This window comes from Microcoleus sp. AT3-D2 (genome assembly GCF_036705715.1).
Lineage (GTDB): Bacteria > Cyanobacteriota > Cyanobacteriia > Cyanobacteriales > Microcoleaceae > Microcoleus.
The window spans coordinates 39,163-58,077 of sequence record NZ_JAUBVE010000039.1 but is presented as its reverse complement, the minus strand read 5'-3'; the positions used below and the strand labels follow the sequence as shown (position 1 = coordinate 58,077).

17 protein-coding genes and 1 pseudogene are annotated in these 18,915 nt (G+C 42.5%); 9 read left to right on the top strand and 9 right to left on the bottom strand.

The annotated features are described in order from the left end of the window. Positions 1 to 56: 56 nt before the first annotated feature. From QUB44_RS17340 to QUB44_RS17320, 5 genes and pseudogenes are all read right to left on the bottom strand, one after another. On the bottom strand, positions 57 to 473 hold the full coding sequence (locus QUB44_RS17340) for a hypothetical protein (protein WP_333369580.1): 417 nt from the start codon (positions 471 to 473) through the stop codon (positions 57 to 59). Positions 474 to 933: 460 nt separating this feature from the next. Next, positions 934 to 1,080, bottom strand: coding sequence for a DUF5615 family PIN-like protein (locus tag QUB44_RS17335; RefSeq protein ID WP_333369579.1), 147 nt, complete (start codon positions 1,078 to 1,080; stop codon positions 934 to 936). Then, on the bottom strand, positions 1,077 to 1,307 hold the full coding sequence (locus QUB44_RS17330) for a DUF433 domain-containing protein (RefSeq protein WP_006634608.1): 231 nt from the start codon (positions 1,305 to 1,307) through the stop codon (positions 1,077 to 1,079). Before QUB44_RS17330 ends, QUB44_RS17335 begins: the two co-directional genes overlap by 4 nt. Before the next feature lie 237 nt (positions 1,308 to 1,544). Next, on the bottom strand, positions 1,545 to 3,095 hold the full coding sequence (locus tag QUB44_RS17325; protein WP_333369578.1) for an ATP-binding protein: 1,551 nt from the start codon (positions 3,093 to 3,095) through the stop codon (positions 1,545 to 1,547). Positions 3,096 to 3,277: 182 nt separating this feature from the next. Continuing rightward, positions 3,278 to 3,424 (bottom strand): annotated as a pseudogene (locus QUB44_RS17320) (GTPase Era); the annotation flags it as partial. 148 nt (positions 3,425 to 3,572) lie between these two features. Here QUB44_RS17320 and QUB44_RS17315 point away from each other — a divergent pair. Beyond that, a complete protein-coding gene (locus QUB44_RS17315; protein WP_333165475.1) occupies positions 3,573 to 4,106 on the top strand; it encodes a peptidoglycan-binding protein in 534 nt (177 codons plus the stop codon). Between the two features lie 149 nt (positions 4,107 to 4,255). Further along, positions 4,256 to 4,510, top strand: a complete 255-nt coding sequence (locus QUB44_RS17310) for a hypothetical protein (protein ID WP_333165471.1) — start codon at positions 4,256 to 4,258, stop codon at positions 4,508 to 4,510. Between the two features lie 149 nt (positions 4,511 to 4,659). Here the strand turns inward: QUB44_RS17310 and era are convergent, their stop codons facing one another. After that, positions 4,660 to 5,571, bottom strand: a complete 912-nt coding sequence (gene era / locus QUB44_RS17305) for a GTPase Era (RefSeq protein WP_333369581.1) — start codon at positions 5,569 to 5,571, stop codon at positions 4,660 to 4,662. A 68-nt stretch (positions 5,572 to 5,639) separates the two neighbouring features. Beyond that, a complete protein-coding gene (locus QUB44_RS17300) occupies positions 5,640 to 5,831 on the bottom strand; it encodes a hypothetical protein (protein ID WP_333369577.1) in 192 nt (63 codons plus the stop codon). 249 nt (positions 5,832 to 6,080) lie between these two features. On the opposite strand from QUB44_RS17300, the gene QUB44_RS17295 reads away from it, so the two are divergent. Further along, complete coding sequence (locus QUB44_RS17295) at positions 6,081 to 6,512, top strand: hypothetical protein (protein ID WP_333369576.1); 432 nt, start codon at positions 6,081 to 6,083, stop codon at positions 6,510 to 6,512. A 441-nt stretch (positions 6,513 to 6,953) separates the two neighbouring features. On the opposite strand, the gene QUB44_RS17290 is transcribed toward QUB44_RS17295, so the two are convergent. Next, the gene (locus tag QUB44_RS17290; protein WP_333369575.1) at positions 6,954 to 7,223 is read right to left on the bottom strand and encodes a hypothetical protein; all 270 of its coding nucleotides are present in this window, start codon (positions 7,221 to 7,223) and stop codon (positions 6,954 to 6,956) included. Between the two features lie 255 nt (positions 7,224 to 7,478). Here QUB44_RS17290 and QUB44_RS17285 point away from each other — a divergent pair, with 255 nt between their 5' ends. The 4 genes from QUB44_RS17285 to QUB44_RS17270 all read left to right on the top strand — a co-directional run bounded on the left by QUB44_RS17285 (position 7,479) and on the right by QUB44_RS17270 (position 10,197). Continuing rightward, positions 7,479 to 8,036, top strand: coding sequence for an NUDIX hydrolase (locus QUB44_RS17285; RefSeq protein WP_333369574.1), 558 nt, complete (start codon positions 7,479 to 7,481; stop codon positions 8,034 to 8,036). 81 nt (positions 8,037 to 8,117) lie between these two features. Beyond that, complete coding sequence (locus tag QUB44_RS17280) at positions 8,118 to 8,873, top strand: ATP-binding cassette domain-containing protein (RefSeq protein WP_333369573.1); 756 nt, start codon at positions 8,118 to 8,120, stop codon at positions 8,871 to 8,873. Positions 8,874 to 8,925: 52 nt separating this feature from the next. Beyond that, positions 8,926 to 9,387 carry a DUF29 domain-containing protein gene (locus QUB44_RS17275; protein ID WP_190736527.1) on the top strand — a complete coding sequence of 154 codons (462 nt, stop codon included), beginning with the start codon at positions 8,926 to 8,928 and terminating at the stop codon, positions 9,385 to 9,387. Between the two features lie 159 nt (positions 9,388 to 9,546). Beyond that, complete coding sequence (locus tag QUB44_RS17270) at positions 9,547 to 10,197, top strand: ABC transporter permease (protein ID WP_333369572.1); 651 nt, start codon at positions 9,547 to 9,549, stop codon at positions 10,195 to 10,197. Here the strand turns inward: QUB44_RS17270 and QUB44_RS17265 are convergent. Beyond that, a complete protein-coding gene (locus tag QUB44_RS17265; protein ID WP_333369571.1) occupies positions 10,184 to 10,819 on the bottom strand; it encodes a DUF1802 family protein in 636 nt (211 codons plus the stop codon). The two genes, QUB44_RS17270 and QUB44_RS17265, sit on opposite strands and share 14 nt — an antisense overlap. Before the next feature lie 487 nt (positions 10,820 to 11,306). On the opposite strand from QUB44_RS17265, the gene QUB44_RS17260 reads away from it, so the two are divergent. After that, entirely contained in the window at positions 11,307 to 17,240 is a 5,934-nt protein-coding gene (locus QUB44_RS17260; protein ID WP_333369570.1) for an AAA family ATPase, read from the top strand. Then, the gene (locus QUB44_RS17255; RefSeq protein WP_333369569.1) at positions 17,233 to 18,777 is read left to right on the top strand and encodes a response regulator; all 1,545 of its coding nucleotides are present in this window, start codon (positions 17,233 to 17,235) and stop codon (positions 18,775 to 18,777) included. Before QUB44_RS17260 ends, QUB44_RS17255 begins: the two co-directional genes overlap by 8 nt. Positions 18,778 to 18,915 lie beyond the last annotated feature (138 nt).

Genomic DNA, 18,915 nt, shown 5'->3' with positions numbered 1-18,915 from the left:
TAGCTATAACCTGCAATCTGCTCCACTTAAGCCAAACCCTTGATTATAGCATAAAATTATTTTGCAAGAGGTCTAATCTGAGAGTCTCGAAGATCAGTGATATTTCTAATGGCTCTTAGCAGTTCAGCAGGTGGTAGGCCAGTTACTTCTGAATTTTGATCATGTTCCTTATTCCAGAAGTAGATACAGACTTCTCGGATAAATTTTTTAACTTCATCATCACTGTATGGCTCTATCTCAAGGAAGCTTCTCTTGGACATTGAGGGCTGTATGACAACTTCACAAATAGTTGTCCTCCCTGATCCCGTAGATAGCAGTTCACTAATCTTATTGACAGTCTTTCCGGTTTTACCAACAGTTTTTTCTTCTTTGTGAAACAGATTAAATAGATGACATATAGCTGTAGTTTTACCAACGCCTATTTTCCCAATAAAAACCAAATTATAATCTTGTATTTCGAGCAGTGCTTTCATTCTTGCTAGACGCACCGAAATGCTTTTAAGCGAGTTTATCGAGCAGCGAGTTTTAATAAGAAAATTAACACTCTTCTGACCTTTTATATTTCTCTCTAATATCTCAATCTCAGACTCTATCCGTCCCTTTAGGCTTTGGACAAATTGTATGCTCATATACAAAACTCTTGACGTGCAAGACTAAACCCCGACTACTCTGACAATAGAGCAGATGCTTTTATTCCCAAATGCGTAGAAATTGGCTCATTATGATTTTCCGGGCAGCAGTAATTTTGGTACGGCATAGCTCAGTGATTGAGCAGCATAACTTATAATTATATCGCAGTTGCGGTACAATACTGAGTATAGCCGTATAATACCGCAGATTGACGATGTATGTCAACTCCTTCTTACTCCCCATCAGAATCTCCTTTCCTCGATCGAATTCGCCACACGATTCGACTCAATCACTTAAGCCGTCCTAATTAAAAAAGCTATCTTTATCCCAAACTATTGGGTCGATCTTTGCTTTCATTCCCACATCTCGAACGTGAAGCGAATTTGGGAAAATATCGCTCAAACGTTTCGGCAACTTGGGCGACAAGTTTTCATCAAAAAGTAATTTCATGCCGATAATGTCGCCGTCATAAACCGACGCTCGCGGTCAGCAGCATAAGCAATGCAGGCTTTTAAATCTTCTCGCGTCAAATCGGGAAAATCGTCAAGAATTTCTGCTTCGGTCATCTCGGAAGCCAGGTACTCAAGCACTTCATAAACTGTAATTCGCAAGCCGCGTACACAAGGCTTACCACCGCGTTTATTTGCTTCGATCGTGATGTGGTTTCGGTAGTTCATAGTTGGAATTTTTGAGAATCTCCTCGTTTGAGGTTTGGCGAAAAGATTAGATATACTAGCTTGTTACATGGGTGCGCGATCGAATAATTGTATTGCAGTTGCGGTACAATACTGGATATAATCGAGTAATACCGCAGCTCGATCGTGTGTGTCAACCGCTTCTTAATTATATTTTAGATTAGAGTCGATCGCACACCCTCGGCGATCGCCAGAATCGAGACATTCATCACAACTTCTTCACGCACGAATAACTGTAACCGTTCGCCCCATTGGTGTCAGATGAATTTCAGTATTCAATCGTTCTTCTAATTCCAGCGCATTCTCGCGACGATCGAATATCACCAACCACCCTTCATCTTCTCCCAATCGAGCCAAATATCCATCTAACTGTTCCAACCCTTTACTCAACGGATCGACTTTCCGAGTTCGCCAAACCTTCAGTTCAATTCCCAATGTTATCTCACCATAACGCAAACATAAATCCATTCTGTCGCGTCCGATCGCATATTCTCTCTCCAATGTTCCCCCACCATTAATCACCCGATGCAGAAACGCCATCAACACTAAATGAGGGGCAATTTCGGGATAAGATGCACTTTTGAGTAACGGTTCGCCATGCTGTAGCCAAAATTCCAGAAAAGTTTTGAGTAACGCTTGCGTGTCTAATTTGCCTTCAGGAGTCAACCAACTCGGTGCAATTTGTGGCAGAGAAGCCATTGGCGTTACGGTGAGCACGCGGGGCAACACTTCTCGATAAATTGGATTGGCGATCGTCAATCCACCCTGAACATCCATCTTACACAAACCCAAATCGATTAAAAACTGAATATCATCATTGGGGATATTGCCCAGTTCCAAACCCGCCAACATCGGCTCGATAATGGCTTTGACTCGGTTTTCTCTGAGGCGTTCTGCCAAGCTATCCAAATGCGTATCTTGCCGTTGTATTAAAATTTCTTTAGCTGACAAAATATGTTCTGGTGTAATTTCTATAGATTCATCTGTTACTAATTCTTCTACAATTTCTTTAGCTAAAGCATTCACTAACCAAGGTTGTCCCTGAGTGAGTTCAAACGCTAAAGCTGCTGCTTCAGGTGTAAAAACTTGTCCGGTATCTTGGGTATGTTGCGCGTAGAGTTCCGCGACTTCTGAGGCATTAAAATCTCTGAGAGTAATCGATCGCACTTTAATATTAAACGGACTGGATGTATGGAGTCGATCGCTTCCCCCCGCAGCCACTTTGTAATCGCGAACATCCCGCAAACCAATTAAACCCACCGATTGCGGAAACGCTTTCGGGCGATTGGGATAACCATCGCGCAGTTGTCGCAGAATAGAAATCAACGCTTGGTCTTGTAGTGCGTCAATTTCATCGATGAAAACCACCAAAGGACGAGGAGAAGATTGTGTCCACAGGCTGAGTACATCGCCGATTTGCTGTCCCGGTTCCGACGAGGGCCAAGCAGGCGGCTGCAATTCTGGGGGAAGTCGAATCGAAATCGCCCGTCGCCAAGCACCGAGAATGGCATCCTCTGCACCTGCGATGTCTTGACTGAAGGGTGCGCCGACTTCTACCGACAGCATCACGGCTGTATATTGTCCGCTTTCGGTGAGTTGTTTGGCTAACGCCAGCATAGCGGTGGTTTTCCCCACTTGCCGGGGTGCATGGATGACGAAATAGCTTTGCTGAGCAATCAGTCGCTCTAAATTCGGGAGGCGACGGGTGGCAGGAAGCAGATAGTGAATGTCATCGCGGCACGGGCCAGCAGTATTGAACCAACGTGGCATAGGTCAACTGGGGCGAATGGGGCTGCTCTCAGTTTACTGTACTGTTATTGGAATGGCGTTCTAGTTGTTAAGCGGGGGTTTGTAGCGACTCTCCGAGCCCGATGAAACTCTCTATGAGCGAAAGTCGTGCTCGATTCTTGATTCATAGAACAGAAGAACCCCAACTGCCAACTGCCAAAGTTTCACTCTTCAACGCGATCGCCCAATTCGGCTAAACGGGTGCGGGACTGCCACCACTTCGGCTGCACTTTGACAAATAACTCCAAATATACTTTACCTTCAATTAACTTTTGAATCTGTTCTCGCGTCGCACTGCCGATCGACTGTAAGCGGAAACGATATAACTCAAATGAGTGACACTCCAATGTGTGAACTTACACAAGTGTCACTATAAAAAGCGACTGTGAAGCCATCAAAAACAGCAGTTATACCTGAAATATCAAATGAAAACACTCGAATGCACAGAGGATTCCCATCATGTTTACAGAAGAAAAAACTCTCAATAATCAAGCTATGGCTCTCGTCGCCGATACTACTTCTCAATCAACTCTTGCAGTTGCTCAAGCCTCTGAACTGATGAAACCCACTTTAAAGCGGGGTTCTACAGGTCAAGCCGTCAAGGAACTGCAACAGCTTTTATATCATTGGGGATATTATTACGGTTTTTCGATCGATGGTATTTTCGACACCTATGTTGAAGACGCCGTCAAAGACTATCAACACCGCGTCTTTTTACCTGAAGATGGGATTGTCAGTCCTCTAACCTGGCAAGCACTATACTCTGGTGCACCTGTGAATATGCCGACTCTCATGAATGGTAGTTCAGGTAATGCTGTCAAAATTGTTCAGAATGTCTTGAAATTGAATGGATACTATTTCGGTTTTGTTGACGGATACTTCGGGGTTATGACCAAAGTAGCGGCGATCCAGTTCCAAACGATTAAGGGTTTACCAGCCGATGGAATTGTCGGGCCGAGAACTTGGCACGCTTTGAGCAAGTTACCGCACTAAACAACGGTCTATCTCACTTGTATAGGACTTACGTGCCGACTCTAATTGTAGGGTGTGAAACGCGCACCTTACAACTACAGGTAGTGTAGTTTCTCAGTTATTGCGTAAGTCCTGTTAGTTAAGCTTTAATCATTTATGAGGTTAATCAAATGACACATTCTGCTATCCTTGAAGCTACAGCAAATTCGGCAGAAAACGGACAAGAGCTGGCTGAATTTTTGCAGGAAAATAATGGACACTACTCGGCAATGCGAGCGATGAGTTTTATTGCACTGATTGCAGCAATTGGGTTTGGCGCAATCACAATAACTAGCAAGAATGCTGATGGCAAATACATTACAACTTCTTTTTTAGTTGCTGCTTTTGCACCAAAAGCTGTTCAAAAATTTGCCGAACGTCCTTAAAGAGTTGACTGTTGACAGTTGACTGTTGACAGTTGACTGTTGCGGGCGGATTTTTTAGGACAATGATTTAAACTGAACTTCGGCCTACGAGGGGAAGTTCAGTTGTAAAATCTCTCAACGATCGCCCTTATTTGCTCCATCAGTTCGCTTTACTCTTCAACGCGATAGCCCAATTCCGCCAAACGGGTGCGGGACTGCCGCCATTTCGGCTGCACCTTGACAAATAACTCCAAATATACTTTGCCTTCAATTAACTTTTGAATCTGTTCCCGGGCCGCACTGCCGATCGACTTGAGCATACTGCCGCTTTTACCGATTAAAATACCTTTTTGGGAATCCCGTTCGACGTGAATTGTCGCTAGAATGCGAGTAATTTTTGCTTCTTCTTGAACAATGTCGATCGCGATTGCTACGGAATGCGGCACTTCTTCCCGCGTCAGCAGCAAAATCTGTTCCCGAATCAATTCGCCCATAATAAAGCGTTCCGGCTGGTCAGTTACCAAATCGGGCGGATAGTAATAAGGCCCAACCTCCAAATGTTCGATTAACAATTGTTGCAGCGACTCGACACCCTCGCCCGTGAGAGCCGAAAATTTCACTACAGGCCACTCAGGATTGACAATTTGCTCGTAAGTTCGATCGATCAACACGCAATCCGACGGTTGTTCGTCCAACTTATTCATCCCCAAAATCACTGGAATGCCGATATTGCTGAGAATTTCGACAATATATCGATCGCCCCCTCCCGATTCCACCGAACCATCCACCACAAACAGCACCACATCCACCGACTGAATCGCGGTGCGGGCATTCTGCACCAAAACTTTGCCCAATTCGTGGTGCGGCTTGTGAATTCCGGGAGTATCTACAAAAATAATTTGTGCTTCCGGTGTCGTTAGGATGCCTCGCAGCCTGTTACGCGTCGTCTGAGACACCGGCGAAGTAATAGCAATTTTCTGCCCCACCAACTGATTCATCAGCGTTGATTTTCCGACATTCGGGCGTCCGACAATACCCACAAAGCCCGATTTGTAACCCGCCGGAGCCGCGGGAACACCCATAATGCCCGATACGTCGATAAATTTACTATCTTCCACTAAAATCACCTATTTTCAAGCCCCTTCTCTGTCTATTGTCGCCTGAAAATACTCAAACGGCCATCGATGCACTCTAGCATCTTTCTGGCTTTGGTATACCCCGCAACAGTCAAAGCTCGATCGAGCCGCAAACCAGTGTTAAAACGTAATAGGCGATCGGCCAAACTTGATATCTGAGACAAAATTTGATAAAGTTCCAATGACATCGATCGAAAATGACTCATTCTGGTAAAACCGACTCCCCAATGCTGTAACAACTTCAGATGTGTAAATATCTAACTCAACTGAAACTTTTCTACAGTTTGTCATGCCAACCAGTTTTAACATTTTTGAAGGTGTTTGGTAATACATTAGGTAAGTTGAACTCAAACTCAAAAGCTCAATATCATCAGGCGCTTTCTCAATAAAAGCTAGTGTCTTTTGAGCCTACCTAAATTAGTGCTAATCGTCATAAAGTTGAGGAGATGAATCAGATGAAATCGAAATTATTTTGGAGTGTCTGCACCGTTTTGGTAGCAAGCTTGCCTGTTTCCGCCTTGGCTCAAACAAGCCCTCCCACAAGCCCTGAAGCAGGTATTGACTACAAGGGTGGCTCGAAGAGATACCAGTTGCTACCGGGCAGAATCCAGGACAGAACCTTGCCCAAAGCCTTTGACTTTCCAATTATTACCAATGTTGGTACTGACACTAGCATCACCTCGGATTTCCTAATTACCGATCAGTTTCGCGCCCCAGCGGGTCGTACAGAATACACCGGAGCTCTCACCGCCTGGGCAGCATCAATCAGAGAATGTCTGGCGAAACAACCACTCTTGATTCGAGCCAGCACTAAGAACCCGATTCAGATTAATGGTAGAGTAGGCACGATTGTCAGAAACGCAAATAACCGTGCAGTTTGCAAATAAGCCAGCAATATCACGGGGGCTAAATTGACCGTAATTGCTGTAAGGGCGGGTTCACCAATATCTCCAATGCAAGCATCGATACAGTAAACCCGTCACCGCAGCGATATTGGGGTCAATCGAGGCCAGTTGATATAACTTCCACTATCTTAAAGATAAAAACTAGAGAGTGTTTTTGAACAAAAAGAGCAATAGAAAACCTATTGCTCTTTTTGTTGGCGAAATTTCAATTAATATCTATTAGGACTTCTATGATATCGGCTGAAACGACATCATAGAAGAGGTTTGTAGTGAGGAATGCAAGTCCTTATCAAAGTTTAAGGACTTGCATTCCTCACTACAAACGACATAATTACGCAGAAACCAGATTTTTTCCAAAAAATCCCGTGCAGCCCGATGGATATGGATTTTAACACCTGGTTTATCAAAGTTGGTCTGCGTAATTCACGATTTAGTAGCGCAAAATTCATGTGTACTCAGTAAAATTTCGCCATAATCAGGAATCCAAGCTAGCCACTGTTCTTCCGAACATTCACACAACAGCCACGCTTCGTCAAAGCTGAATGCTGTTGGCGGATAGAACAATTTAACCCACATAGAAGGAGCCAATTTTGGTGCAGGTACGGCGCAGCCAAATTTTTCCCAGTCGCGGACACTGAAGCTTCCGGGCGTTGGTTGGGATTGCCAAGTACGAATATCTGTTTGCAGTTGCATAACTACTCCTGTCTAGCTAAGAGTCTGCACCAGGGCGCGGTTGAAACAACCCAGAGCGAAGGCGCAGATAAACTTTTTTGATTATGTAGTCTATGTTACCGAATTATCTAGGCGAATGTGTAAGGTTGTAGCAAAAATTTACAATCGAGAGGAAAAAACTGGTTCAAAGCTGAAAAGGTCGATCGGCTATTGTTGCGCTCGCTAACAATCGGCTACCATAGCAAAAAATATCTAATATATTTCAAAAATTCCGACATGAACCAAACTGCAAAATCCCAGTGGAAAACTCTAGACCGCTTTGTAGAAATCAATTCTCATTGGGTAAAACTAATCGCGGAACATCTCGAAACAACCGAAGGAAAAACAGTAGAATATTGGCGAGTAGAAAGAGCAGATTCAGTTGTAATCTTGACCATTCAAGCTGACAAATTGCTGTTTCCCTCACCCATGTATCGCCCCGGCGTGGCAGAAGCAACCTTGGATTTTCCCGGCGGTCGCGTACCAGCCGAATCCACGCCAGCAGTAGCCGTTCCAGCTATAATCAAGAAAGAATTAGGTGTGACAGAAAGTGCGATCGCCCGCATCGAACCGATCAACACCATTGGCTGGGCAGTAAACAGTTCATTCTCCAATCAAAAACTCTACGGTTTTGTTGCAGAATTGCACCCTACAGCAATAGTAAACCCCGAACTTATCGGTGCTGAATATCCTGTAACCCCAGACGGAATTCGCGACTTGCTCAAGAAATTAACTTGCCTCCAATGTCGAGCCTTACTGCTAGAATGGCAAAATCAAGTTGATTTTAGATTTTAGATTTTAGATTTTAGATTTTGGATTGTCCCGTGACGCTAGCCAATTGACGATTTATTAAAACGAAAATCACCGAAACTAATTATGCCTCTCAATAATGAAGTTGCTGTCGAATGCCTCGACGTGACATATCGCCTCAACCGCAGGCATTTAGTAGACAAACTCAATTTCAAAGTGCTGCAAGGAGAAGTTTTAGTATTGCTGGGACGCAGCGGGAGTGGCAAAACTACCACCATGAAATTGATTAACAATTTACTAACGCCAAGCAGTGGCGAAGTTCTTGTCATGGGAAAACCAACTACTCAGTGGAACCCAATTCAACTGCGCCGAAAAATTGGTTATGTAATTCAAGAAATTGGTTTGTTTCCCCATTTTACCGTGGAGCAAAACGTCGGTTTAGTGCCAAAATTGGAAGGTTGGGAGGGCGATCGCATTCAATCTCGCGTCCGCCAACTGTTAGAATTAGTCAACCTCGACCCCCAGCACTTCGCCAAACGCTATCCCCATCAGTTATCTGGCGGACAGCGGCAGCGGGTAGGCGTCGCTAGAGCACTGGCGGCTGACCCTCCGATATTGTTAATGGACGAACCGTTTGGTGCTTTAGACCCCATTACTCGTCTGGAATTGCAGCGGGAATTCGGTCAATTGCAGCAGCAACTCGGCAAAACTGTGATTTTTGTGACTCACGGCATTCAAGAAGCTTTTTTGTTAGCTTCTAGAATTGGTTTGATGCAAGATGGACGGTTGATTGAATTGGCAACACCTGATGATTTTATCAAATCTCAGCATCCAGAAGCTGGGGCATTTATTGAATGTTTGCAAGTAGCTAAATTTGACTAATTTAGCAAAAATTTGATAATATAGTTTTAGTAACTAAGCTGATAATCAAACGATGCACAGTCTTTACGAGACAGACTTCTATGCTTGGACGCAAGAACAAGCCAAGTTACTTCGCAAGTGTCAGTGGAGTCAACTTGACTTGCCAAATTTAATTGAGGAGATTGAATCTTTGGGCAAACAGGAACGTCAAGAACTTAGAAATCGTTTGAGCATTTTGCTGGGACATTTGCTGAAGTGGCAATATCAGCCCCAGCAGCGGAGTCGTAGCTGGCTGTCTACAATTCGAGTGCAGCGGCGGGACACTCAGAGACTGATACAAGATAACCCAAGTCTGAAACCTTACTTGCAAGAAGCTTTCCAAGAAGCTTATCAAAACGGTAGAGATTTGGCAGTAGGAGAAACCGATTTACCTCTCAAAACATTTCCTCAAAACTGCCTTTACACCTTAGAAGAAATTCTGGACTCTCGCTTCTATCCTGGTGAACCAAGTCCTGAAATAGAAAATGATTTATAAGGTTGACAAGCGAATGTCCAAGGTGGTATCCGCCGTGATTTATCCGTGGAATCAATCCTTGCATCTGGAATCTAAAATCCTCAAGTCCCCGCATTGATCCGTGGGGTAAATCTAAAATCTAAAATCGATTGACAGCAATCAGCAATAACCAATTCCCCAATGATAATTTTTATCAACCGCTATGGTGCTGAGATAATTCAGCGCGCAACTGAACACTTATATTTAGTAACTGTAGCAATTTTTATCGCTATTATTGTGGGGATGCCCCTGGGAATTTTAGCCACGAGAAAACCAAAATTGAAAAAGCCAATTTTGGGATTTGCTAATATTATGCAAACAATTCCCAGTTTAGCTTTGTTTGGCTTGCTAATCCCGGTACCAGTAGTGGGTGGAATAGGCGATCGCACGGCAATTATCGCCCTCACTCTCTATTCTTTACTGCCAATTATCCGCAATACTTATACTGGTATTGTCGGCGTCGATCCAGCGATTACGGAAGCCGGAAGAGGCATGGGGATGACTGATATGCAACTGTTATGGCAAGTGGAAATTCCCCTGGCACTGGGCGTGATTCTGGCGGGCGTGCGAGTTGCTGCGGTAATTGCGATCGGACTCGCTACAATCGCCGCTGCAATTGGTGCCGGCGGCTTGGGGGTGTTTATTTTTCGGGGCGTTGCTACCGTCAACAATCAGTTACTTTTGGCTGGGGCAATTCCGGCCGCTTTAATGGCATTAGCTGCGGATTTTGGGCTGGGTTTGGTAGAAGCGCGCCTCTCGAAAAGCACATTAAAAACTCTTAATGAGGACTAAAATCCTGACTACCTTCCGTCAGCGTTGTCACTCTCTGCGAACCCGAAGCATTCGCAGGATTCGCTATCAGATTGCGGATTTCATTTGAGCGTTCAATGTACTCGCGATCGCTCAAAACAGCTTGGCTTCCCTCCAGCGAAATAGCATCGGCCAAATCGATCCAAGAACGGCAACCGCCGTATTCAGGAATGTAGGGAATTTCGCGGATTTCTGCAAGGCGATAAGCCCGCAGCAATAAAATATAAATTGGCTGAGTTTGTTTCCATTTCAGGCGATCGCTGACAAAACTTTCATTCCAAATATGGTACGAAAATAGCGCCGTAATTGCCGATTCCCAAGCTACCAAAAAAACATCAGTAATCTCCGCCCAACTGCCAATTCTAACAACTTCTGGATGCCAACCAGATTCAACAGTATTGACTTGATGTGCAAACTCCGGCTTTAATAAATCCGGCTGTTGGTGTTCAAAAGTTGGATACAGCAAAACCTGTTTGTCAGTGACATTAAACTGTCCTGCTTGCTCGCGAATTCCCCCCTTCCGCAACAGCACCATCGTTTGACCTTGTTCCAAAGCATTAACTGCTACATTCCATTCCTTCAGCGCCCTAGTAGTTGATTTCATGGGAATTTAGTTGGGTTTTAACAATAGTAACAAAAATCCGTACTTTCAAGCAAGTACAGCCACTTTTTCCTGTTAAAATTTGCGTATTCCTGACTATCCAGGACTACCTGATTGTGAGAAAGACAATAATTGGTTGGATCACATCGTGGATCAACTGCTGTTTTATTTATTAGTTTAACCGATAAAATAATCGTCTCTTCTGTGTCCAAGCTATTCTCTACTATGATACCGGATATATTCAGCAACTTTGTGGTTAATTTTTCAGGATTTTACTTAAATACTTAAGAAATTTTAAATATTTTCCCAGGCATATTAAGTACAAAACAAGCATATTTAGATTTGTTAAAATTTAAATCCTATTCAAAAAGCTTAGATTATACTTATTTATAGTGCATTGAAACTTTTTTAATTCGGTTCTGTCATAAATATCAGTAGAGCTACTGAAATACCGCCTGCTCTTCAATTTCTTATTAGTGAAATTACGCACATGAGCATTACTATTTTCGGTTACAACCTAAGCGAAGCTATTTACGAAAGTGTCAATACTATTATTTATCGCGGTACAAAAGACATTGATAGAACCTCAGCAATTATCAAAACATTCAAAGCTGAGCATCCGACAATCGCAGAAATTTCCCGTTTAAGACACGAACATAAAATCCTCAAAAATTTAGACAGTGAAGGAATAGTTAAGCCCATAGCCTTAGAAAACTATCATAACAGCTTAGCGCTGATTTTAGAAAATTTTAGCGGTCAATCTTTGAAAGATTTTCTCAACAATCAACCCTTGGCTATAAACGCATTTCTCAAAATCGGCATTCAGTTAGCAAACACTCTGGGAGAGATCCATCATAGTAATGTGATCCATAAAGATATTAAGCCACAAAATATCCTCATTAACCCAGAGACAAAGGAAGTAAAAATCATTGATTTTAGCATAGCTTCTCTTTTAGAGCGAGAAAATCAAACCGTCACCAATCCCAACTTATTAGAAGGAACTCTCGCTTATATGTCGCCGGAACAAACCGGCAGAATGAACCGATCAGTGGACTACCGCACCGACTTTTACTCCCTTGGTGTTACATTTTATGAAATGCTGACGGGTAAGCTAACTTTTTCCGCAAAAGACCCTCTAGAATTCGTTCACTGCCATATAGCTAAAGCACCAATACCACCTAAAAAGCTGAATCCCGAAATCCCGGATGCAGTTTCTGACATTGTAATGAAATTATTATCTAAAACCGCTGAAGATAGATATCAAAGCGCTTTTGGACTAAAAGTTGACTTAGAAGCCTGCCAGCAGATGCTTTCTTCACGAGAGATTTGCCAATTTATTATCGGTCAACTAGATTCCTACAGCCAATTTCTGATTCCTCAAAAACTCTATGGACGGGAAAGAGAAGTTGCTAGTTTGCTAGAAGCCTTCGCTCGCGTCAGTGGTGGGACAACGGAAATGGTGCTAGTTTCCGGTTATTCAGGTATCGGCAAATCTTCCTTGGTTAACGAAGTTGATAAACCTATAGTCGGAGCACGAGGGTATTTTCTTTCTGGTAAATTTGACCAATTTAAGCGGAATATTCCTTATGCTTCTTTAATTCAAGCATTTCAAGGATTGATGCGGCAACTGTTAACAGAAAATTCCGCTCAAATAGCAATTTGGAAAGCTAAAATTCTCGAAGCACTTGGTGCCAATGGGCAAATTATTATTGATGTTATTCCCGAAGTAGAAAAAATTATTGATCCACAGCCTGCAGTTCCGACCTTGGGACCGACCGAATCCCAAAACCGATTTAATCGAGTGTTTCAAAAATTTATACAGGTGTTTAGTAAAGCCGAACACCCCCTAGTTATATTTTTGGATGACTTGCAGTGGGCAGATTCAGCTTCGCTTAAGCTTATCCAGCTAATTATGACCGATCCAGATAGTAAATATCTGCTATTAATTGGGGCTTATCGGGATAATGAAGTCAGTGCCACTCATCCCTTAATTTATACCTTAGAGCAAATTCAAAATACCAAGGCGATAGTAAATAATATTATCCTCCAGCCTTTGGATATATCTCATGTCAACCAATTAGTGAGCGAAACCCTTCGCAGTCAAATTTCCCAAGTGTTGACCCTGGCTGAGTTAGTTTTTCAGAAAACCCAGGGGAATCCCTTCTTCTTAACTCAACTGCTCAAATCCCTTTATCAAGACAAACTTCTATCCTTTGATTTCAATCAAGTTTGCTGGCAGTGGGATATTCAACAGCTTCAAGGCATTGATATCAGCGATAATGTAGTCGAATTGATGGTCAGCCAAATTCAAAAGCTGTCGTCCCAGACGCAGAATGTATTAAAATTAGCTGCCTGTATAGGAGATAAATTTAGTTTAGACGTTTTGGCAATTGCTAATAAAAAATCTCAGTCAGAGACGGCAAGGGATTTATGGGAAGCGCTACAAGCTGGTTTCGTTCTGCCACTAAATAATTCCTACAAAATTCCCCTGCTATTTGACTCGGAAATATCTACAGAAAATTCAACCGAGCAGTTTGATGTCATTTATAAGTTTTTGCACGATCGAGTGCAACAGGCATCTTATTCTCTTATCCCCGATGAGCATAAAAAAGAAACTCACCTAAAAATCGGTCAACTACTGCTGCATTCCACAACATCTGAAGAACAAAAAGAAAATATTTTTATACTGGTTAATCAACTAAATTATGGTACTGATTTACTCACTTTAGAAAGTGAAAAATATCAACTAGCAGAACTCAATTTGCTCGCTGGACAGAAAGCCAAAGCAGCAACAGCTTATGAGTCGGCTGTCAAATATTTGAATGTGGGTTTGGGACTTCTCGCGGAGGATTGCTGGGAGAGCCAATATGAGCTGACTTTAAACCTCTATTTAGAATTAGCAGAAGCCGAATTTATCACCACAAACTTTGAGCGATCGCAACAGTTGTCTGCTGTCATCATCAAACAAGCAAAAACAATCATAGAAAAAATTAAGGTATATGAACTAAAAATTCAGTTTGATATCGCTGAGAACCGGGCGCAATCTGCCATAGATACCGGAATTAGCGTTCTGGAAATGTTTGGTATTTCCCTGGAACAAAAACCCCCTGAAAAACTGATTATTGAAGATTTAGTTGATTTGCAGCCAATGACAGATATTGATAAACTTGCGGTCATGCGGATATTAACGAGCATCGTCATCGCAGCTTATCTTGCGAATGGAGCAATGCTGCCGTTGATTGTATTTACGATGATAAATTTATCTGTCAAGTATGGAAACTCGCCCGAATCCGCTTACGCCTACGTTTTTTATGGGTCTCTTCTATGTGGGCCAATGGGGGATATAGATTCTGGATATCAATTTAGCAAATTGGCCGTTGTTTTGTTGGAAAAATTTGAGGCTAACTCACTCAAGTGTAAAGTAGCTTTAATGTTTAACGCTACTGTGAGATTCTGGAAAGAGCCTAAGAGAAATAGCTTAGACTCTTTAATTGCTGGAATGCACAGTGGCTTTGAAGTGGGAGATTTAGAATGTGCTTGTCATTGTGCTGTAAATTATTGCTTTCTACTCTTTTTCAGCGGAGAATATCTGGAAAAAGTTGAACGCAAACAGACAAAATATGTCTTTATTGCCATCAAATTCAAGCAAGAGTACGATACTTTTGGGATAAAAATTTACCAGCAACTGGTTAAGAATTTTATCGGCAAAGCCCCAGATAAATATCGGTTGATTGGCGAGAATTTTAATGAAGAAGAAATGGTGCCTATCTTCCGAGAGTCCAATAATGAGACTTTGCTGTTTTTTTACTATGTAGCCCAAACAATTCTCTTTTATTCATTTAAAGATTATGACCGGACAGTAACTAGCGCCAATTTAGTATCAAAATATGCCAGCTCTGGCGTGGGATTGAGCCAGAATGCCATCTACAACTTCTATCATTCTCTTGCCCTCCTAGCACTGTATCCAAAAGCACAGCCAAGCCAGAAAGAACAATATTTAAGTGAAGTAGCAGCAAACCAAGAAAAAATGAAGACTTGGGCGTTCCATTCGCCGTGCAACTTCCAGCATAAGTATGACTTAGTAGAAGCAGAAAAAGCGCGGATTTTGGGACAACCTTTAGAAGCCAGCGATTATTACGATCGCGCTATAGCCGGAGCCAAAGAACAGGGATATATTCAAGAAGAAGCATTAGCTAACGAACTGGCGGCAGAGTTTTATTTTTCCCGCGCTAAAGATAAAATTGCTCGAATTTATTTAACCGATGCTTACTACGGATATAGTCGCTGGGGAGCTAAAGCTATCGTCAAAGACTTGGAAGCCAGATATCCTCAAATATTTTCCCGGATAGCCAAGCCAGAAAGTCAACGTAGCCAGGTCACGATGAGCACTACCTCGACGAGTGGAGGGAGTGCAGGATTTCTAGATTTAGCTACTGTGATCAAAGCATCTCAAGCTCTTTCTGGTGAAATTGTACTGAGTAAGCTGTTGGCAAAATTGATGAAAATTGCGATCGAGAATGCGGGTGCTCAAAGTGGCATTTTCATTTTACAAAAATCTGATAATCTACTAATAGAAGCCTATGGAACTGTCGATAGCGGTGTAGAAGTGCTGCAAAAAATACCAGTGGAAAAGAGTCAGCAACTACCCATATCCTTGATTAACTATGTAGCCAGAACTCAGGAAAATGTTGTATTAAGCGATGCAACTTGTGAGGGAACCTTCATAGCGGATACTTATATCGTCAACCAAAAACCCAAGTCAGTATTATGTAGTCCAATTGTTCATCAAGGAAAACTTACTGGGATTCTCTATTTAGAAAATAATCTCACAACTGGTGTTTTTACTCCCGATCGTTTAGAAGTTTTACAACTTTTATCTTCTCAAGCAGCTATTTCAATTGAAAATGCGCGTCTTTATAACGATTTGGAAGCAGCCAACGCTACTTTAGAAGCGAAGGTGGTAGAAAGAACGCAACAGTTACAAGAAAAAAATATCCATTTACAAAAAGCAGAAGAATTAGCGAAAGCAGCCAACTCTGCCAAAAGTGAGTTTCTTGCTAATATGAGCCACGAGCTCCGAACGCCACTTAATGGCATTTTGGGTTACACGCAAATCCTCAAACGACAAAAAAACTTGGCTGACCAGCAAAAAGATGGTCTGAACGTCATTAGTCAGTGTGGCGATCACCTCTTAACCCTGATTAACGATATTTTAGACCTGTCCAAAATCGAAGCCCGAAAAATGGAAATTCACTTGAGTAATTTCCATTTCTCACAATTTTTGGAAGGCCTTGCTGAAATTTGCAATATTCGGGCAGAACAAAAGGGAATCTCCCTGATTTACGAGCCAATTACCCAACTACCTATTGCCGTCCAGGGTGATGAAAAAAGGTTGCGGCAAGTTTTAATCAACTTACTCGGCAATGCGATTAAGTTTACCGAAAAAGGTGGGGTGGCATTCAAAGTAGGATATCAGGATGGCAAAATCCGGTTTCAAGTGGAAGATACCGGAGTTGGTATGGCATCAGAGCAATTGCAAGATATATTTTTGCCTTTTCACCAAGTAGGGGATGCCAATCGCAAGGTTGAAGGAACCGGGTTGGGACTGGCAATTAGCCGCCAATTAGTCCAGATGATGGGCGGTGAAATAAAGGTGAAGAGTACATTAGGACAAGGGAGCGTTTTCTGGTTCGATTTAGATTTGCCAGAGGTATCGGAATGGGCGACTAATGCAGCCAAAACCAATGCCAACACAATCGTTGGTTTTAAAGGCCGAAAGCGAAAAATTATCATAGCTGACGACAAGTGGCAGAATCGGTCGATCATGGCGGGAATGCTTCAGCCGTTAGGATTTGAAATTCTGGAAGCAACGGAGGGTCAGGACTGTTTAAACAAGGCGGTGGAGTATAAGCCCGACTGTATTTTAATGGACTTGATGATGCCAGTCATGAGCGGCTTAGAAGCAACGCGCCGGATTCGCAAATCACCAGATCAGACTAATTTAGTGGTGATTGCTACTTCTGCCAGCGTTTTTGATTTCGATCGACAACAAAGTGCCGAGGTAGGTTGCAATGATTTTATTCCGAAACCCATACGCATCGAGGAGCTTTTAGAAAAATTACGTACTCATTTAGGCTTAGAATGGATTTATGAAGAAAACCTGGAAGAGATGAGGAAAGCAGAAGGAGAAAAAAAATCTTTAAGTTCTGAAATTGTAGCTCCCCCCGATGAGGAAATCGCCGTTCTATTCGATCTAGCGATGATGGGCGATCTCCGAGGAATTGCGGAGCAAGCTGCAAAAATAGAACAACTCAATGAGCAATGGGTACCCTTTGCTACCCATCTGCGCCAGTTAGCGAAAGGATTTGAAGAACAACAAATCCTAGAGTTTATTAAACAATATAGGACGACAACCAATGAGTAGTGAAATTGCCGAACAAAGCACCATTTTAATCGTAGATGACACTCCGACTAATTTAGGGGTTCTGTTCGATTTTTTGGCAGATTTTGGCTTTAAAGTATTGGTAGCTAGGGATGGCCAAAGTGCTCTCCAGAAGGTCGCATATGCTGCTCCAGATCTGATCCTGTTGGATGTGCTTATGCCGGGAATCGATGGGTTTGAAACTTGTCGCCGTTTGAAAGCGAATGATGCCACGAGAGACATTCCCGTGATTTTTATGACGGCTCTTGCTGAGACGGTGGATAAGGTTAAAGGTTTGAGTCTGGGTGCGGTGGATTATATTACTAAGCCTCTTCAGCATGAAGAAGTTTTAGCTCGTGTTAATGTCCACATGAAGCTCCGCAATTTGTCGAAGAAACTCTTAGAGCAAAATGTGTGCTTGCAAGCAGAAATCGAACAGCGTGTCAAAGCGGAATCTTCGCTGTTGAAGCTGGCATCGGAGTTGGAAAGGCGAGTTGAGGAAAGGACGGCTGAACTTTTCCAATCCAATCAATTGCTAAAACAGGAGGTTCAAGAGCGTCTGCAAGCCGAGGCGGGATTGCAACAATCGGAAGCTCAATTGCGAACCCAAACTAAATGTTTAGAAAAGGCTTTTCGAGAATTGCAAATCACCCAGACTAAACTTGTGCAGAGCGAAAAAATGTCTTCTCTAGGTCAGCTTGTTGCAGGTGTAGCCCATGAAATCAATAATCCCGTTAATTTTATTTTTGGGAATCTTTCTTATGCCGATGATTATACCCAAAATCTGATTGATCTCGTCAATCTTTATCACCAAGAATTTCCGGCGGCAGGGCAAAAAGTAGAACAGAAAATAGAGGAAATAGAACTAGGTTTTTTGGTTGAAGACTTACCTAAATTGCTGAGTTCAATGAAGGTAGGCGTAGACCGGATTCGCGAAATTGTTCAGTCGCTGCGAATCTTCTCGCGATTGGATGAATCGGAAATGAAACCGGTGGATATTCACCAGGGTATTGATAGCACTCTGTTAATTTTGCATAACCGTGTTAAAGGAAGGGGCGATCGACCTGCAATTGAGGTGGTCAAAGAATTCGGCAATCTGCCTCTGGTAGAGTGTTATGCGGGTCAGCTTAACCAGGTGTTTATGAATCTTGTTGCTAATGCTATTGATGCCATAGAGGATTATAATACGACGCGATCGTTAAGTGAAATGAAAGCTAATCCTTCTAAGATTTTCATTCGCACTGAGGTCACGGAATCTAATCGAGTGTTAATTCATATTAAGGATAACGGGTCTGGGATGACAGAAGAGATTAGCCAACACCTATTTGAGCCATTTTTTACTACTAAGCCTATCGGGAAGGGTACTGGTATTGGGCTGTCAATTTCCCATCAGATTGTAGTGGATAAACACGGGGGCCAGCTCAATTGTATTTCAGCTCCTAATCAGGGGGCAATGTTTATTATTGATATTCCAATTCACCAGAAAATTTTTGCTAATAATTTAATTACGATGTCTGAAACAGCTTTGGGTATTTCTTAGTTGATTTTAACTTAAGGGAATTTCAATAAATTTTAAGGGTTGCACAACTATAATCAAAATCGATGAGGCAGGGGCCTATTCCAATACTTTAGGTAATGAAGTAAGGATCGTCAATTAAATAATTTCCCTTTTTTCTTG

Coding starts and splice junctions, on each gene's coding strand:
- QUB44_RS17310 (WP_333165471.1), top strand. CDS start 4,256: ATGACACATTCTGCTATCCTTGAAGCTACAGCAAATTCGGCAGAAAAC.
- era (WP_333369581.1), bottom strand. CDS start 5,571: ATGGGTGTTCCCGCGGCTCCGGCGGGTTACAAATCGGGCTTTGTGGGT.
- QUB44_RS17270 (WP_333369572.1), top strand. CDS start 9,547: ATGATAATTTTTATCAACCGCTATGGTGCTGAGATAATTCAGCGCGCA.
- QUB44_RS17265 (WP_333369571.1), bottom strand. CDS start 10,819: ATGAAATCAACTACTAGGGCGCTGAAGGAATGGAATGTAGCAGTTAAT.
- QUB44_RS17325 (WP_333369578.1), bottom strand. CDS start 3,095: ATGCCACGTTGGTTCAATACTGCTGGCCCGTGCCGCGATGACATTCAC.
- QUB44_RS17300 (WP_333369577.1), bottom strand. CDS start 5,831: ATGAGTCATTTTCGATCGATGTCATTGGAACTTTATCAAATTTTGTCT.
- QUB44_RS17340 (WP_333369580.1), bottom strand. CDS start 473: ATGAAAGCACTGCTCGAAATACAAGATTATAATTTGGTTTTTATTGGG.
- QUB44_RS17255 (WP_333369569.1), top strand. CDS start 17,233: ATGAGTAGTGAAATTGCCGAACAAAGCACCATTTTAATCGTAGATGAC.
- QUB44_RS17285 (WP_333369574.1), top strand. CDS start 7,479: ATGAACCAAACTGCAAAATCCCAGTGGAAAACTCTAGACCGCTTTGTA.
- QUB44_RS17260 (WP_333369570.1), top strand. CDS start 11,307: ATGAGCATTACTATTTTCGGTTACAACCTAAGCGAAGCTATTTACGAA.
- QUB44_RS17295 (WP_333369576.1), top strand. CDS start 6,081: ATGAAATCGAAATTATTTTGGAGTGTCTGCACCGTTTTGGTAGCAAGC.
- QUB44_RS17315 (WP_333165475.1), top strand. CDS start 3,573: ATGTTTACAGAAGAAAAAACTCTCAATAATCAAGCTATGGCTCTCGTC.
- QUB44_RS17330 (WP_006634608.1), bottom strand. CDS start 1,307: ATGAACTACCGAAACCACATCACGATCGAAGCAAATAAACGCGGTGGT.
- QUB44_RS17335 (WP_333369579.1), bottom strand. CDS start 1,080: ATGAAATTACTTTTTGATGAAAACTTGTCGCCCAAGTTGCCGAAACGT.
- QUB44_RS17275 (WP_190736527.1), top strand. CDS start 8,926: ATGCACAGTCTTTACGAGACAGACTTCTATGCTTGGACGCAAGAACAA.
- QUB44_RS17290 (WP_333369575.1), bottom strand. CDS start 7,223: ATGCAACTGCAAACAGATATTCGTACTTGGCAATCCCAACCAACGCCC.
- QUB44_RS17280 (WP_333369573.1), top strand. CDS start 8,118: ATGCCTCTCAATAATGAAGTTGCTGTCGAATGCCTCGACGTGACATAT.